This window comes from Prosthecobacter sp. (assembly GCF_049294395.1).
Lineage (GTDB): Bacteria > Verrucomicrobiota > Verrucomicrobiia > Verrucomicrobiales > Verrucomicrobiaceae > Prosthecobacter.
This window is the reverse complement of sequence record NZ_JBAQCR010000235.1, coordinates 1-14698: the sequence shown is the minus strand read 5'-3', so window position 1 is coordinate 14698 and position 14698 is coordinate 1. Positions and strand designations below refer to the sequence as shown.

12 protein-coding genes are annotated in these 14698 nt (G+C 60.5%); 6 read left to right on the top strand and 6 right to left on the bottom strand.

Annotated elements, in window-relative coordinates; translation table 11 throughout:
- Window positions 1–295, bottom strand: a 295-nt coding sequence (locus WAW39_RS16305; RefSeq protein ID WP_422320249.1) for a hypothetical protein, incomplete at its 3' end; no start/stop codon positions are given.
- Between the two features lie 205 nt (window positions 296–500).
- Between WAW39_RS16305 and WAW39_RS16300 the strand changes: the two genes are divergently transcribed.
- The 5 genes from WAW39_RS16300 (at window position 501) to WAW39_RS16280 (ending at window position 7349) form a co-directional block, all read left to right on the top strand.
- The gene (locus WAW39_RS16300; RefSeq protein WP_422320248.1) at window positions 501–2657 is read left to right on the top strand and encodes a DUF1549 domain-containing protein; all 2157 of its coding nucleotides are present in this window, start codon (window positions 501–503) and stop codon (window positions 2655–2657) included.
- Window positions 2658–2675: 18 nt separating this feature from the next.
- Window positions 2676–3971 carry a DUF1501 domain-containing protein gene (locus WAW39_RS16295; RefSeq protein WP_422320247.1) on the top strand — a complete coding sequence of 432 codons (1296 nt, stop codon included), beginning with the start codon at window positions 2676–2678 and terminating at the stop codon, window positions 3969–3971.
- Window positions 3972–4132: 161 nt separating this feature from the next.
- Window positions 4133–4342, top strand: a complete 210-nt coding sequence (locus tag WAW39_RS16290; protein WP_397382045.1) for a hypothetical protein — start codon at window positions 4133–4135, stop codon at window positions 4340–4342.
- Complete coding sequence (locus WAW39_RS16285) at window positions 4339–4746, top strand: type II toxin-antitoxin system VapC family toxin (protein WP_422320246.1); 408 nt, start codon at window positions 4339–4341, stop codon at window positions 4744–4746. The genes WAW39_RS16290 and WAW39_RS16285 overlap by 4 nt, the downstream gene beginning before the upstream one ends.
- Window positions 4747–4811: 65 nt before the next feature.
- Complete coding sequence (locus tag WAW39_RS16280) at window positions 4812–7349, top strand: peptidase MA family metallohydrolase (protein WP_422320245.1); 2538 nt, start codon at window positions 4812–4814, stop codon at window positions 7347–7349.
- Here the strand turns inward: WAW39_RS16280 and WAW39_RS16275 are convergent, their stop codons facing one another.
- The 5 genes from WAW39_RS16275 to WAW39_RS16255 all read right to left on the bottom strand — a co-directional run bounded on the left by WAW39_RS16275 (window position 7350) and on the right by WAW39_RS16255 (window position 13357).
- Window positions 7350–7805, bottom strand: a complete 456-nt coding sequence (locus WAW39_RS16275; RefSeq protein ID WP_422320244.1) for a hypothetical protein — start codon at window positions 7803–7805, stop codon at window positions 7350–7352.
- Window positions 7806–7853: 48 nt separating this feature from the next.
- Window positions 7854–8723 carry an FAD:protein FMN transferase gene (locus tag WAW39_RS16270; RefSeq protein ID WP_422320243.1) on the bottom strand — a complete coding sequence of 290 codons (870 nt, stop codon included), beginning with the start codon at window positions 8721–8723 and terminating at the stop codon, window positions 7854–7856.
- Window positions 8720–10315, bottom strand: coding sequence for a flippase activity-associated protein Agl23 (locus WAW39_RS16265; protein WP_422320242.1), 1596 nt, complete (start codon window positions 10313–10315; stop codon window positions 8720–8722). Before WAW39_RS16265 ends, WAW39_RS16270 begins: the two co-directional genes overlap by 4 nt.
- A gap of 63 nt (window positions 10316–10378) precedes the next feature.
- Window positions 10379–10876 (bottom strand): hypothetical protein, encoded by a 498-nt coding sequence (locus tag WAW39_RS16260; protein ID WP_422320241.1) that lies wholly within the window; start codon window positions 10874–10876, stop codon window positions 10379–10381.
- Between the two features lie 63 nt (window positions 10877–10939).
- Entirely contained in the window at window positions 10940–13357 is a 2418-nt protein-coding gene (locus WAW39_RS16255; RefSeq protein WP_422320240.1) for a spermidine synthase, read from the bottom strand.
- Window positions 13358–13464: 107 nt separating this feature from the next.
- Between WAW39_RS16255 and WAW39_RS16250 the strand changes: the two genes are divergently transcribed.
- Window positions 13465–14466, top strand: a complete 1002-nt coding sequence (locus tag WAW39_RS16250; RefSeq protein ID WP_422320239.1) for a methyltransferase domain-containing protein — start codon at window positions 13465–13467, stop codon at window positions 14464–14466.
- The last annotated feature ends 232 nt before the right edge of the window (window positions 14467–14698 follow it).

The window sequence follows — 14698 nt, the reverse complement described above, 5'->3', positions numbered from 1 at the left end:
GGGTCAATGAGGTGGTTTGCTGAGAATGGGCAGGTTGAGTGGGCGCCGGAGTGGCGGGTGGATTGGACGGTGCAGGTGGCGTGGGCGCTGGCGCGGGTTTGGCAGGCTCTGGCTTCGTGGGCTCCGGCTTGGGTTCGGGCTTTGGCTCAGGTTTAGGTTCCGGCTTGGGCTCGGGTTTGCCGGGCTCTGGCTTTGCAGGAGCCGGTTTGGGCTCGGGTTTGCCCTCAGGAGCCGCAGGCAGGCTGGACAGAGGAAACACGAGGACGGAGCATGCGATCAGAAGGCGGCGAGACATGGCGAAAGCAGGGTGGTGGTGGGACGGAAAGGCGACAATACCTGACACAACGTGCCAGTGGCCAGATCATTGTATAAAATTGTGGCAGACAGGCCGACGTGGCGGTCGGCAGGGCATCTAGGCACTCATTCCACTTTGTACACATTTATTGGTAAGATGAGTGCAGGTCCTGCGTTTTCGCGGCTGGAACCCCCTCCGCCCCTTCATGAAAGCCCTCCGTCTCCTCTTCGCATGCCTGCTGACTTCCGCCACGCTGCAAGCCGCGCCTCTGCCGGAAAGCCAGAAGATAGATCAACTCCTCAGCCAGGACTGGGAGAAAGCCGGCCTCAAGCCGAACCCGCCCGCCAGTGACGAGGTGCTCGTGCGCCGGCTCTACCTCGACATCGCCGGGCGCATTCCCACTCTGGAAGAAGCGCAGGCCTACACCAGCTCCAAAGACCCGCAGAAGCGCGCCAAGCTCATCGACACCCTGCTGGCCTCCGACGGCTACACCAGCCACATGTTCAATTACTGGGCCGATGTGCTGCGTCTGACGGACAACGTGAAGGGTCGCATCACCGCCGAAGCCTACGAGGAATGGCTCAAGCAGCAGGTCAAAGCCAACGTGCCGTATGATAAGTTTGTGAAAAACCTCCTCACCACCGACGGCGGTGTGTGGGACAGCGGCAGCATCGGTTTCTGGCAGCGGGATGAAAACAAGCTCGACCACCTGGCCTACACCGTGCAGGTCTTTCTGGGCACCAGCATCGTTTGCGCGCAGTGTCACAACCACCCCTTCGACAAGTGGTCCCAGATGGACTACTACCACATGGCCGCCTTCACCTACGGCATGGACACCAAAAGCCGGGGCATTGAGCTCAGCGGCAAGCGTCCGGAGATCGACAAGAAAGCCGTGCAGGCCATGAGCGGCGCGGAGAAAAAAGCCTACCGGGCTAAAATGCAGGCGGAGAAAAAAACTGAGGAATCCAAGATCAGCAGGGAAGACATGCAGCAGGTCAAACGCGCCATGCAGGACGTGATGAAGCCGCTGCGCTACACCAGCGCCGAGTGGCAGGAGGGCAAGCTCCCCAGCCTGCCCGCTGACTACAAGTACCCTGATGCCAAGCCCGGCGCCAAGGTCGAAGCCAAGACCATGTTTGGCAAGGATGCCGTGATCAAACCCGGTGAGACCCAGTTGCAAGCATTTGCGGACTGGATGACCAGCCCGGAGAATCCGCGCTTCACCACCGTGATCGCCAACCGCATGTGGAAGAAAGCCTTCGGCGTGGGCTTGATCGAGCCCGTGGATGAAATGACCGACAGCACCGTCGCCAGCAATCCGGCGCTGATGGACTACCTCGGCCAGTTGATGATCGAGAAGCAATACTCGCTCAAATCCTTCCTGCGGGTGCTCTACAATACCGACACCTACCAGCGCGCCGCCACCACGCATGAGGTGCCACTCGGCGAGACCTACCACTTCACCGGTCCGATCCTGCGCCGCATGAGCGCGGAGCAGATCTGGGACTCCTTTGTCACGCTCTCCAAGGGCAACGTGGATGACACCGTCGATGACGAGAACGCCCGTCTGCATCAGTATCTCGATGATCTCTCCACCTTCCTCGGCACGGTCAAATCCAAGGGGGCTGAAGGTCTGGTGCAGGTGGCCAAAGAAGGCCGGGCCAAGCTTGATGCCAATCAGAAGCAGATCGATGCCATGAAAGCCAAGCTCGAAGCTGACAAGGCGAAGGGAATTGATGTTACGGCAGCAAGCAAAGCACTCGCCAAAGAGGCCGCCACACTGCGCCGAGCCTCTGAGAAGGACATCCTCGTGGCCTTGCTTGGCAAAGAGCGCGCGGATGATCTTCGCCAGGGCTACCGCCCCGAAAAAACCGACAAGGAAAAGCGCCCTCAGGTTGATCCTAAAACGCTTGCATCCATGACCAAGGAGCAGCGCAAGGAATTCCTCAAAGCCTACCAGCGCAACAGCGGCGGCAAGGATGGCATGGGCCTCACCTCCCGTGCTTCCGAGCAGCCCAGCCCCGCACGCCCCGGCACCTTCCTGCGCACCTTCGGCCAGAGCGACCGCGAACTCATCCAGAATGCCAGCGACGATGCCTCCGTGCCGCAGGCGCTCACCCTGCTCAATGGACCCGCTGCGGATGTGATCAACAACCCAGCTTCCAAATTGAACCAGGCCATCGCCAAGGCCGGGTCACCTTCAGATAAAATCGCCACACTTTATCATGCGCTGCTGAGCCGCGCCCCCACGGCCAATGAGCAGGCCATTCTCAATGGCGTCATCAAAGAGCGCGGCGACAAGGCCGTCGCGGATGTCACCCACGCGCTCATCACCGGCTCGCAGTTCCTCTTCGTTCAGTAATCCTCACGCCTCATCCTCATGAAAGCCCTCCTCCATTCCTGTGACGATGTCACCCGCCGTGACTTTGCCAAAAACATCGCCAAGACTTGCCTCGGCGTTTCGATGATGAGCGCCCTGGCGCCACGCGGCTATGCTGCGTTTGAAGGCTCCAGCAAGGCCAAGCAGGCCGCCACGGCCAAGCGCGTCATCTATCTCTACATGTCCGGCGGCATGACGCATTTGGACACCTTTGGCTGCGTGCCGGGTGCGGACACCATGGGCGGCACCAAGACCATCCCCACCAGCGCGGACGGCGTGCAGATCGGCGAACTGCTGCCGCACACCGCAAAGATGATGCATCGCGGAGCCATCATCAATTCACTCTCCTCCACGCAGGGCGCGCATGCGCAGGGCAATTATTTCCAGCACACCAGCTACACCATGCGCGGTGCCACACGGCATCCCACCATGGGAGCTTGGATGCAGAAATTTCAAGGCAAGGGCAATGTGGATCTCCCCGGTTCCGTCATCATCACCAGCGACAGCAAGCACCCCGGCGGTGGTTTCTTTGAGGCCGCGTACCAGCCGCTGATCCTCAATGACCCAGCGCGCGGTCTGCAAAACAGCCATCGTCCCGGCTCGCTGAGCGAGGGCGATTTTGACTACCGTCTCGGTTTGTCCGCCAAGCTCGATCAAGGCTTCCAGCAGGCCTACAACTACAAGAACGTCAAAGCCTACGCGGACGTCTACAAGGACGCCATCAAAGTCATGAAGAGCGAGGACCTCGACGCCTTCGACCTCAGCAAGGAATCCGCCGAAACGCATGCCGAATACGGTGATGGAAACTTCGCGCAGGGCTGCCTTCTCGCACGTCGCCTCGTGGAGCACGGTGTGCGCTTTGTGGAAGTGAACCTCGGCGGCTGGGACATGCATCAGGACATCGGTGCCCGCCTGCCCGAACGCTGTGGCGATCTCGATCAGGCGCTGGGCACGCTGCTCACCGATCTCGAACGCCGGGGTCTGCTGGATGACACCCTCGTCGTCCTTACCTCCGAATTCGGCCGCACGCCGAAGATCAATCAGAACGAAGGCCGCGACCACTACCCGAAAGCCTTCAGTTCCGTCCTCTGGGGCGGCGGCATCGCCGGTGGTCAGGTCTATGGCAAGACGGACAAAGGCATCGAAGTCACCGAAAACAAAGTCAGCGTCCCCGACTTCAACGCCACCATCGCCTACGCCCTCGGTCTGCCGCTCGATCTCGTGCTCTATTCCAGCACCAAGCGTCCCTTCACGGTGACGGACAAAGGGCAGCCGATCACGAGCTTGTTTGCATAAAGTTGACCCGTTGCGCTGCAACTGGTCTTTCCCGGAGGTTAGGCCTCCGGCCTGACACGTCTCCGCCTTAGGTCGCCCGGGGCTCTCATGACGCATAGCGCTTGCCAGTATAGGCATGTCGCCGGACTTGCATTCAGCTTCTTCAAGATCATCTTTGACCCATGACTTCCCAGGAAAGCATCATGGCTGATTTGGAATCTTTGCCGGCGAACGCTCTTCAAAAAGTGGCCGATTTCGTGCATCAAATGCGCCAGCACACCACGGCGGATCGGCAGGCTGCTTTCGATGCCTCCTTCGGTAGCATGCCAAAAGACGAGGCGGATGCGTTTGATCGTGTGATCGAGGAAGGCTGCGAACGCATCGAGCCATGAACGGATTCGCGCTGGATACCAACATCGTCAGCGCGCATTTGCGTGGGGATGCGGAGGTCGGAGCTCAAATCAAGGCGAACACCCGGCTTTACATGCCCGTCACTGTTTTGGGCGAGCTTTATTACGGGGCGTATCACACCCAGCACCGTGACAAGCAGCTCGCCCGCATCCGGTCATTTCTCCCGCTGGTGCAGACGGTTCATCATGATGACGAAATCGCCGAGCGTTATGGCAAAGCAAAGGCGCGACTTGCAGAACTCGGCTCGATGATTCCCGAGAACGACATCTGGATCGCCGCGACCTGCCTGGTTCATGACCTCACACTGGCCTCTCGCGACGCGCACTTTGAGGCGGTGGAAGGATTGCGCCTTGTGCGCTGGGAGCCCCCGGCCACGGCAGGCTAATATCTTTCCTTTCCTCGCAGGCACAACTCATGCGAGAATCCGGTGTTCGGACACGATTTGAATCCATGCGCCTGCTTTCCTTCCTTCTGCTCCTTCTGGGCATCTCGATCTCGCATGCCCAGCAGATCGATCTCGAAAAAATCTTTGAGGAGCGCAATCTGGGGCCGGTGGGGGAACTGCTCGCACGCGGGGACTACGAACTCGTGGCACGCATTGGCGAAGCGGCGGCGGAGAAGGGGCTGAAGGCGCCGGACTGGCGGATTCTGCGGTTCAAGGCGCTGCGTGAAATGGGACACATTGAGCAGGCGCTGGAGGAAACCGGGAAGGCGCTGGTGCTGTATCCGGGACACTTTGAAATCCTGCTGCTGCGCCATGATCTGGCACAAATGCTGGGCCGGGCGGATTTGATGGCGGAGGCCTTGAAAGGGATCAATGAAGCGGCGAAATCGAAGGTCGCGAAGGATCGCACAGCCATGGAGTCGGTGGTGCTTGGCCGGGCGGCCGTGATGCTCGGGGCCGATGCGCAGAAGGTGATCGCGCAATACTTCAAGCTGGCGCAGGGCAAGGATGCCAAGCTGGAGGCGGCGTATCTGGCCGAAGGAAATCTCGCTCTCGAAAAAGATGATGCGCAGCGCGCGGCGGATGTGTTTCGTGCCGGGCTGAAGGCACATGGTGAGACGGCCGATCTGCGGCTGGGGCTTGCCAGAGCCTTTCAATCGGGTGATCGAGAGAAGGCGACTGAGAGCTTGAAGAAGGCGCTCGAATTGAATCCCCATCTTGCGGCCGCGCACCTGCTGCGGGCGGAACAGCTCATTGGTGGAGAAAAGTTCATCGAGGCCGAGGCGGCCATTCAGCAGGTGCTGGATCAAGATGGGCAGAATCCTGTGGCTTGGTCGCTTCGGGCCGTCGTGGCCTATTTGTTCATGGCCGATGCCGGCAAGATGGAGGAGGCGCGGGCGCATGCTTTGGAACGATGGGGCAAAAATCCCGAGGTGGATCACACCATCGGGCGCTGTTTGTCGCGGGCCTATCGGTTTGCCGAAAGTGCGGCCCGTCAGCGTCAGGCGCTGGAGTTTGATCCGAAATATCTGCCGGCCAAGATGCAGCTCTGTCATGACCTGCTTCGCCTCGGAGATGAGGAGGAGGCATGGAAGCTCGCCGAACTGATCCGCAAGGAGGATGGCTACAACATCCAGGCGCACAATCTGGCGCTGCTGGAGAAGGAGATGAATGGCTACACCACGCAGACCTTTGCGGACTTCATCTTGAAAATGCCCAAGCGCGACTGGCCGATCTATGGCACGCGTGCGCTTGCGCTGCTGCGAGATGCGAAGACGGTGCTGGGCGCGAAATACGGCATGGACTTGAAGCGGCCGGTGCTGGTGGAGTTCTTCGGGGCGCAGCAGGATTTCGCCATCCGCACCTTCGGGGCGCTGGGCGGGCAGGGGATGCTGGGAGTGTGCTTTGGCACGGTGGTGACGATGAACAGCCCCGGCAGTCTGGCCCATGGCCGCAACAACTGGGAGAGCACGCTGTGGCATGAGTTCTGCCATGTGATCACGCTCACCGTGACAAAGAACCGCATGCCGCGCTGGTTGAGCGAAGGCATCAGCGTTCACGAAGAGCGGCAGCGCGATCCCGCCTGGGGCATGTGGATGAATGATAAGTTTCGTGCGATGGTGCTCGATGAGGAAACGCTGACGCCGCTGACGCGTCTCAGCGGCGCTTTCATGGCGCCAAAGACGCAGGATCATCTGATGTTTGCCTACTATGAGTCCAGCCAGGCCGTGGAGTTTCTGCTGGAGAAATTCGGCAAAGACAAGTTCCAGGGCATTCTGCAGGAACTCGCCACCGGTAAACGGATCAACGATGCGATCGCCGCGAACGTGGGTGACATTGAAGAAGTCGAGAAGCAGTTCGCTCAGTACATCACCGCCAAGGCCAAAAGCTTTGGAGCCAACGCCGATTGGGAGGAACCGAAGGCCGAGGAGCTGAATCCCTTCGATGCAGGTTCATTCACCGAATTTCTCAAAAAGCACCCCACCAATCTCTGGGCTCTGCACAAGGAGGCTGCGTCAATGATGGAGGCCAAGAAATGGGCCGAGGTGCTGCCGCTGGCTGACAAGATCATCGAACTGGTGCCTGACAGCTACGATGCCGACAGCGGCTACGCACTGAAGGTGCAGGCGCTGCGCCAGTTGAAGCGCACGGATGAGGAAGTCGCCGTGCTGCGGCAGATCGCCGCGAAATCATCCAGCGCGCAAAGCTCCTTCCTGCGCCTGATCGAACTCGATGTGCCAGCCAAGCGCTGGCCGGAAGTGAAAGCCAATGCCCTGCGTTCGATGGCCTTGAATCCCTTTCTCGTCACACCTCAAAGGGCGCTGGCAGATGCCTGTGCCGCCCTGAACGAAACGCCGGAGGCGATTGCCGCTTATGAACGTGTGCTTGTGCTCGATCCCAGCGGCGGTGCACAGACGCATTTCAAACTGGCTGCATTGCTCCGCGCATCCGATGCCACAAAGGCAAAACGCCACCTGCTGGATTCACTGGCACTGGCTCCGAGGAATCGTGAAGGGCTGGCTCTCCTGGCGGAGTGGAAGTGATCACGGAGTGGCCTGTGAGAAAAGGCGCAAGGTGCCGAGTTCCCGTGTCAGTGAATCCAACTCAGAGGGTGTGTGGCCAAGGACCCAGGCATGGATTTTGTAGTACTCGTCCAAGGCAAAAAGGGTCGTCTGGTAGATGGAGCCATCGGGCTTGGTCTTGCGATGCCACGTGACTTTGTGAGTGCCGATTTTACCGGCATGTCGCGTGCTGCCAGCCTCGGGCTTGAAAGAGGGATGCCCGCCGACGTAAAAACCAATCTCACCCTCTGCGGGCGATTTGGGGATGCCGTGGAAAACGCGGAAGTCAGGTCCTTCCACTTTGTGCCAGCGCATGGAGACGCTGGAGTTTGGGCCGAGCAAATGTGCCTTCTCCTCTTTGGAAAGCGCAGGTTCTTTTTTGCTGGAGCACGAGGCTAGAATGGCAGTGAGAAGGACAATGAACGCGATTCGGTGCATGGTTGTGAAGAGAGGAGGTTGAACTGGCGGGGGCTCGGCTTTTTGGGTCTATGACATTTCCAACTCCAGCGCCTCCACACCCTCATAGCGGGCGCACAGCGCATGGATCTCCTCCTGCTCCATCACCATGAACGCCGTCGAGAGCGCATCAGACAAAGCGGCGGTGGGGGCGAGGGCGTAGGTGCGGCGGTTCTTGAGGGGCACGGGAGCAAACTGGCGCGGGTTCATGATGTGCGCGCCTTTGACGGCAAAGCCGGAACCACTGACGGCGCGATTGAGAAGAGCGGTTCGTTTTTCACCGCCTCCGAGGGTGATGGACCATGCCTCTTTGCCACTCGGGGCACCGATGGCGAGGATGGTGCTGTCTCCGGCATTGAGGACGAAATTGCTGATCTTCCAGTCCTGCAGCACGTCGGCGGCTTGATCCAGCGCGTAGCCTTTGCCCATGGCACCGAGGTCGAAGATCATGCCGGTGGCATGCACGGTGACGCTCATGGTTTCCTCATCAAGGTCGAAGCGGTGACTGCCGATGATCTGGCGCGCCTGCTCCAGCACGTCTTTGCTGACCTGTCGTGGCTCGCCTTCGGATGTGATGAAAAGATTCATGAGCGGACCGATGGTGATGTCGAAGGCTCCCGCAGTTTCCTGATGCATGGCCTTGGCCAGCGAGAGGCAATCCCACGCAGCCATGCCGACGCGGATGCTCTCTCCTGCTTTGAGCTGCCCGAGGCGGTAGATGTCGCTGGTGGCGCGGAACCGGCTCAGCTCGTCTTCGAGCCGGGCGATTTCTTGAAACACCGCCTGCGAGGCCTGGGCGGCGTAGGTTTCATCGGCATCCTCATGATTGATGATGACGTCGAAGGTGGTGGCCATCGCATTGCAGGTGAAGCGATGGTGCTGCGGGGCGGGTGAGCTCACGGTTTGGCGGCTTCCTGCTGCTTGCGCAGGCTGTGTCGGTCCCAGAGGGATTGTTCAATCCAGAGGTTCAGCATCACACCGGGGCGAAGGCCGAAGAGATCCGGCTTGGTGTACGTTTTACCGGCGAATTTCGCTTCCAGCGCGGCCTGCATCTCGGGTTCGGCGATGATGACCCGTGCGTCAATGGTTTCGGGGATCGTGTTGGTGTAATGAACGCTTTTGATGTCGCGCCAGTACCAGGGCAGCGGCCAGCCTGCATCGCGATTGATGACGAGAACATTGAAGGCATCATCCGGTGCGGTCTTCTGCAGATCCCGCACCTGGGGCAGCAGCCGCAGGAGATTGGTGGAGGTGTGAGAATAGACGTAGGGATTGCGCGAATCGGCGGCGTAGAGGTGAATGGCGTGATTGGTCTGCGACAGGAGATGGTACAGACCGAGGCCGAAGGCGATCTTGAAAACGAGCCGCGAGAATTTCCCGGTGAGCGCGCCCGCAATGGCGGCGGCACCCACTCCGGCCAGCAACGTCAGCGCATGCTGGGCGCTGAGGATGGACCAGGGAGTCTTGTACGCGAGGAAGGAATAGATGGAGAAAAGGACCAGGGTGTAAACGGAGAGGAACACCAGAAAGGCCTGCCGCGCGGGCTGTTTCATGTGGTTTCCCAAAAATGCATAAAGCATGCCGATGATGCCGAGGCCGCCGATCATGGCCTCGCTCCACACGAGGCCGTCTTTGCGCCAGAAGATGAGAGTGAGGTAGTAGTGCCAGGGCTTCTCATGGCCGCTGCCTCCGGCGCGCTCAAAGTAGTTCAGGTAGGTCAGTGCGCTGTCTTTCACGGCCAGCCAGTCTTTGAAGCCGCCGGAGTAGATCGTGATGCTGGTCAGGATGGCGGCGATGATGACCCACAGCCAGGGGGAGGCAGCGCGGCGCTTGCTGGCACCGATGTCATAGCCGCTGCGCCGGGGGGCGAAGTCGCCGACCATCACTTTGGTGACGGCGAATCCGACGAGCCCGGCGACGATGTTGATGGCGAAGGTTTCCTTGGTGGCGTGCTGCATGCCGATGGCGAAGCCCGCCAGCAACAACCACCAGCGCCCGCCTCCCTGGGAGTAGTGCCACAGTGCGGCGATGCTGAGCGTGATGAACAGCACCAGCGGCACCTCCATGATGAAGTAGCGCGAGTAATAGACCTCCATCGGCGAGATGGCGATGAGCAGCATCGCGAACCCGGTGGCAAGACGGCCGATTGCATTGCGCAGCAGCAGCGTGGTGAGCAGGAGCAGCAGTCCGCAGACCACTGGCACGGTGCGCAGCTGGGCTTCGGTCCAGGTGGAGGAGTCGCCCCAGCCGGCCAGTTTGGACCAGATGCGCGTGATGTAGTGCAGCCCCGGGCCGTGGAAATCTTTCGGGTCGTATTTGAAATGGCCGGTGGCTTGGAACTCGGCGGACTTCATCGCGAGGATGGCCTCGTCGGTGTGCATGGGGCGCTCGCCAAGGGTGGGGAAGCGGTAATAAGCGCCAAGGAAAAGAGAGACTAGGGCGAAGATCGTCAGGCCTATGCGGCCGAGAGATTTTTTCTGAGGAGGGGGCATTGGAAAATGACGGATGACGAAAGCAGGATGCGCGCCGGGCACCGCAAAGCAATGGCAGAAGAATTAGATGAGTTCCCGGCGTTCGACCTGGAGACTTTGCTGACGGGTGCGGCGCAGGTGAAAGCGCTCCTGAGTGGGGGACAGGGTTTCGCTGCCGCCGTGTTCCACGACCACGGTGACGTATTGCGGATGCACGGACAGCTCGAGAAAGCGCAGCACGGGGGTGCCGCGCGTGCGGAAGAAGCAGTGCAGGGGAATGTGCGGGTGCGCCGCGTTCCACAGCCAGCGCGCTGGTGAAAAACGCTCCTCATCCATCAGGGCGCAGAGGATCTCGCGCATCACCATCTCGCCATGCTTGCGCGACCACTTCCAAGCTTCCCGGCGGTTCATGAGTTCATTGAACTTGGCGACGAGCGGGTTGGCATGCGCCTGCTCCATCTCCTGAATGATCTCACCGGTATGCACCGCCATGGCGGTGCGGAATTCTTCCCGTGTGATTTGGCCGCTGTCGAACCAGCGGAACAGCTGCTGCGGCGTGGGGACTGGATCGAGTGGAAGCATGGCGAATCGCCTAAGTTTGGCGCGTTCGCGGGCGTTCGCAAATTCACTCTTGGTCCCGGGACCCTATTCCTTGGTGTTCTGCGGGATGTCCAAAATGCGCAGCAGATTGTGATACCGGTCGGTCCATAGCCGGACGTCCTGCTTCAGTTCGATCTCATTCCCCAGCAGCTCCGCTGGCGTGGTCTTGAGAAAGGCCTCGTTGCGGGTCACGAGGATGTAATCGGTCGAGTCATGGTCGCCATCGGCCTCGGTGGCGATGCGTACGGTTTTGAAGCCGACTGCCGCGGCGATCTTTTCAATCACGGGCGCCAGCACGAGATAGCTGTTGGTGATGTGCACGGCAATGATGCCGTCCGGCTTCATGTGGCGGTCGTAGATGGTGAAGGCTTCCTGGGTCAGCAGGTGCACCGGCACGGAGTCTCCGCTGAAGGCGTCGAGCAGCAGCACATCAAACTGCTGCGAGGGCTCGCGGTCGAGCGCCAGACGCGCATCTGAAACGACGATCTCCACCTTGGCCCCGCGTTTTCTGGCATCCTCGAGGTAGAAGAACCATTTTTCCGCGATGCGCACCACATCGGGATTGATGTCATAGAAACGGAAGGTCTGCCCGCTTTTGGCATAGCAGGAGACGGTGCCTGCGCCCATGCCCACCACGCCGACGCGCGCGTCCGGGCGGTCTTTGAGGCTGTCGAGCGCCTTGCCGATGCCGGTCTGATGGCCGTAGTAGCTGGTGGGTTCCTCACGGATCGATGGAGCGAGATTCTGCATGCCGTGGATGATGCCCCCGTTGGTGAGCTGGCGGTATTGCAAGGTCTCGCCCCCGCTTTGGTAATCATCCTCCGAGACGGAGAGCCTGCCGTAGAAATTGCGCACGCGTTCCACCTTTTTGTCATTCTTGAAACCGAGGTCGGTCATGGTGAGCAGGACGAGGGTGAAGAGCATGCCGAGCATGGTGATGGAGATCAGCGCAGGCCGCATGAAGCCGCGCCGGATGATGCGGAAGACGAGCACGGCCAGACAAAGGCCGATGCCCGCCAGCGTGCCGTAGATCACCTCTGGCGGCGGCATGAGGTCGATCTTCAGCTGCTTCTGCACCTCCGCCTGAGTGAGGATGCCGTGATGAATCAGCATCCAGGCCACCCCGCAGGTCACGGCCGTGATGATCAGTGCCAGCAGCCACTCCCACACATGTTTGACCCTCAGCACCGAGCGCAGCAAAATGTAGCAGGCCAGTGCAGCCACCACGATGAGGCTGATCGGCCACTCCGCAAAGGAGGTGAAGAGGTGAGGCGCACCCAGGCTCACGAACAATCCGCCCAGCGCGCCGCCGAAGGACATGAGGAGATAAAATTCCGTGAGCCGGCGCGGGGCGGGTTTCAGGCGCGTGAGCTCGCCATGGCAGAGCATGCACGCGATGAACATGGCGCTGAAGGACCAGCCCAGCTCCCAGATGAAATTCGGCGTGAGGTCGATGTTGCTCAGGTGGAACTTCTGCCCGGTCAGCCGGTTCAGCAGAGGCTCCACGTGGTTGTGCATCATCAATTCGAAGTCGATCCAGAATGACTGGCCTTGAAGGCGGCTTTCCGTGCAGGTGAGAAACAGCACGGGCAGAGCCAGAAGCGCCCACAGCGCGCAGATGCGTGCATACCAGCGCTCATGCTCAAAGCAGATGATGAAGGTGAGCAGGTAGAGGCTCAGGGGGACGACCCAGAGGAAGGGGATCACCGCGACGTCCTGGCAGACGTGATTCGTTGCGGAAAGCAGCACGCAGCTGGCCAGTGCAGGAAGCAGCACCCACTGGATTCTTTTCAGCCAGCCGGGATGATCGGCGGCGGTGTCGATCACCACCGTGGGTTTGGCTTCTGCCTCGATGGCGTGATTGCGGTCCAGCCAGATGCCTGCCAGAGAGAGCACCACAAAGGCGCCGAAGCCCACCGCCCACAGCGTGGTCTGTTCCAAGACATCCCAGTGGACTTCGAAGAACAAAGGATAGCTCAGCAGTGCCGCCAGCGAGCCGATGTTGGAGAGCGCATACAGCCGCCACGGACTGGCCCCATTCGTGGTGCGGGTGAACCACACCTGCACCAGCGGGCTCGTGCTGGAGAGCACGAAGTAGGGCAGGCCCACGCTGACAAACAGCAGCAGCAAAATGCGCAGTGCGGGGTCTTCTGTTCCCGTCGGCTTCCACATCTCATTCGGAGCGATGGGCAGCATGGCGATCGCCATGCCCAGCAGCAGGCCATGCGCGATGCCCTGCCAGCGCCGTGGCAGCAGAGTCAGCGTGTGCGCATAGGCATAGCCGGCAAACAGCACCACCTGGAAAAACAGCATGCACGTCGTCCACACCCCCGGGCTGCCACCGAACCACGGCAGGATGAATTTGCTGATGATCGGCTGCACCTGAAACAGCAGAAAGGCGCTCAACAGGCTCAGTGCCGCGAGGATGATACCGGGGACGGCACGGGAAGGGTTGGCGGACATGTGAGAAAGGGCGTGAGGCTGGCATATCACGCTGTTTGTGGGAAGATAAAAGTAAGGACATTGTGCAGAGCCGCTGGCAATTCACGCCTATCGCGACATCATGCCACATGCCGCAGCCGCCCCGCCGTCCCTTCCGTCCTCGTCCCTCACCGCCCCGTGAGCCGGGCAGTCGCGAACAAGATGACCGCCAGCAGGGAAGCCGCGAGCAAGGCAGTCGTTCGCAGGGGAATGGTGAGCAAAGCAACCGTCCGCAAGGAAACCGCGAGTACGGCAATCGTCCGCAGGGCAATCGTGAACCCGTCAAACGTGAGTTCGGCAACCGAGCCCAACGCAAACTCAATCGTGCTCAGGGTGGCCACACGCACGGCACCTCATGGGAAAAATCCGCCGACTGGTACGATGGCATCATTGGCGAGCGCGGCTCAGAGCTCTATCAGGCCGTTGTCATTCCCGGTGCTCTCCATCTGCTGGCACCCAAGCGCGGTGAGCGCGTGCTCGATCTCGGCTGCGGACAGGGGGTGTTTTCACGCGCACTCGCGCAGGCCGGTTGTCAGGTCACCGGGGTGGACGCCGCCCCCACGCTGATCCAAAAAGCGCGCACCTACCCCGTGAAGCCGCCGGTACGCTACCTCGCGCGCGATGCCGCGCAGATCGAGGACCTCGGCGAGTTCGATGCCGCCTCCGCCATCCTCTGCGTGCAAAACATGGAGCACCTGGATGTCGTCAGCGCCGCCGCCGCCAAAGTCCTCAAGCCCGGTGGTCGCATGCTCTGGGTCGTCAATCATCCCGCATTCCGCATCCCGCGCCAGACGAGCTGGGGCAATGATGAAGCCGCCAAGATTCAATACCGCCGCATCGATGCCTACAGCAGCACCCTGAGCATCCCCATCATCATGCACCCCGGCAGGCCGGACAGCGAGACCACCACCTCCTTCCATCGCAGCCTGCAAACCCTCACCGGCACCGGCTTCAGCGCCGGCCTGCGTCTCGCCGGCATCGAAGAATGGTACTCCCACAAAGAAAGCCAGCCCGGTCCCCGCGCCGCCGCCGAAAACCGCGCCCGCAAGGAGTTCCCGCTATTCCTGGCCCTTCTTTGGGAGAAACGCTGATTTTTAAAAGTGCGACCGCGTAACTCGGCCCCCGTTACTTCCGGGCTCCCTTCCATCATACCAGCATCTGGCAGGAGGTGGGCAGCTTGAATCCCGGGTTTGGAGGCCATGGCTGCGGCGGGCTTTGGGTTCATTCAGGTTCACCGTTGGGTTCAGGGTCAGGTTCAGGGTCACCCGTTGGAGGGTGGGTTTTGGGTTCACGGGTTCATACCCTATATATAGGGTATGAACC

Coding starts and splice junctions, on each gene's coding strand:
- WAW39_RS16285 (WP_422320246.1), top strand. CDS start 4,339: ATGAACGGATTCGCGCTGGATACCAACATCGTCAGCGCGCATTTGCGT.
- WAW39_RS16255 (WP_422320240.1), bottom strand. CDS start 13,357: ATGTCCGCCAACCCTTCCCGTGCCGTCCCCGGTATCATCCTCGCGGCA.
- WAW39_RS16295 (WP_422320247.1), top strand. CDS start 2,676: ATGAAAGCCCTCCTCCATTCCTGTGACGATGTCACCCGCCGTGACTTT.
- WAW39_RS16265 (WP_422320242.1), bottom strand. CDS start 10,315: ATGCCCCCTCCTCAGAAAAAATCTCTCGGCCGCATAGGCCTGACGATC.
- WAW39_RS16275 (WP_422320244.1), bottom strand. CDS start 7,805: ATGCACCGAATCGCGTTCATTGTCCTTCTCACTGCCATTCTAGCCTCG.
- WAW39_RS16250 (WP_422320239.1), top strand. CDS start 13,465: ATGCCGCAGCCGCCCCGCCGTCCCTTCCGTCCTCGTCCCTCACCGCCC.
- WAW39_RS16280 (WP_422320245.1), top strand. CDS start 4,812: ATGCGCCTGCTTTCCTTCCTTCTGCTCCTTCTGGGCATCTCGATCTCG.
- WAW39_RS16290 (WP_397382045.1), top strand. CDS start 4,133: ATGACTTCCCAGGAAAGCATCATGGCTGATTTGGAATCTTTGCCGGCG.
- WAW39_RS16260 (WP_422320241.1), bottom strand. CDS start 10,876: ATGCTTCCACTCGATCCAGTCCCCACGCCGCAGCAGCTGTTCCGCTGG.
- WAW39_RS16300 (WP_422320248.1), top strand. CDS start 501: ATGAAAGCCCTCCGTCTCCTCTTCGCATGCCTGCTGACTTCCGCCACG.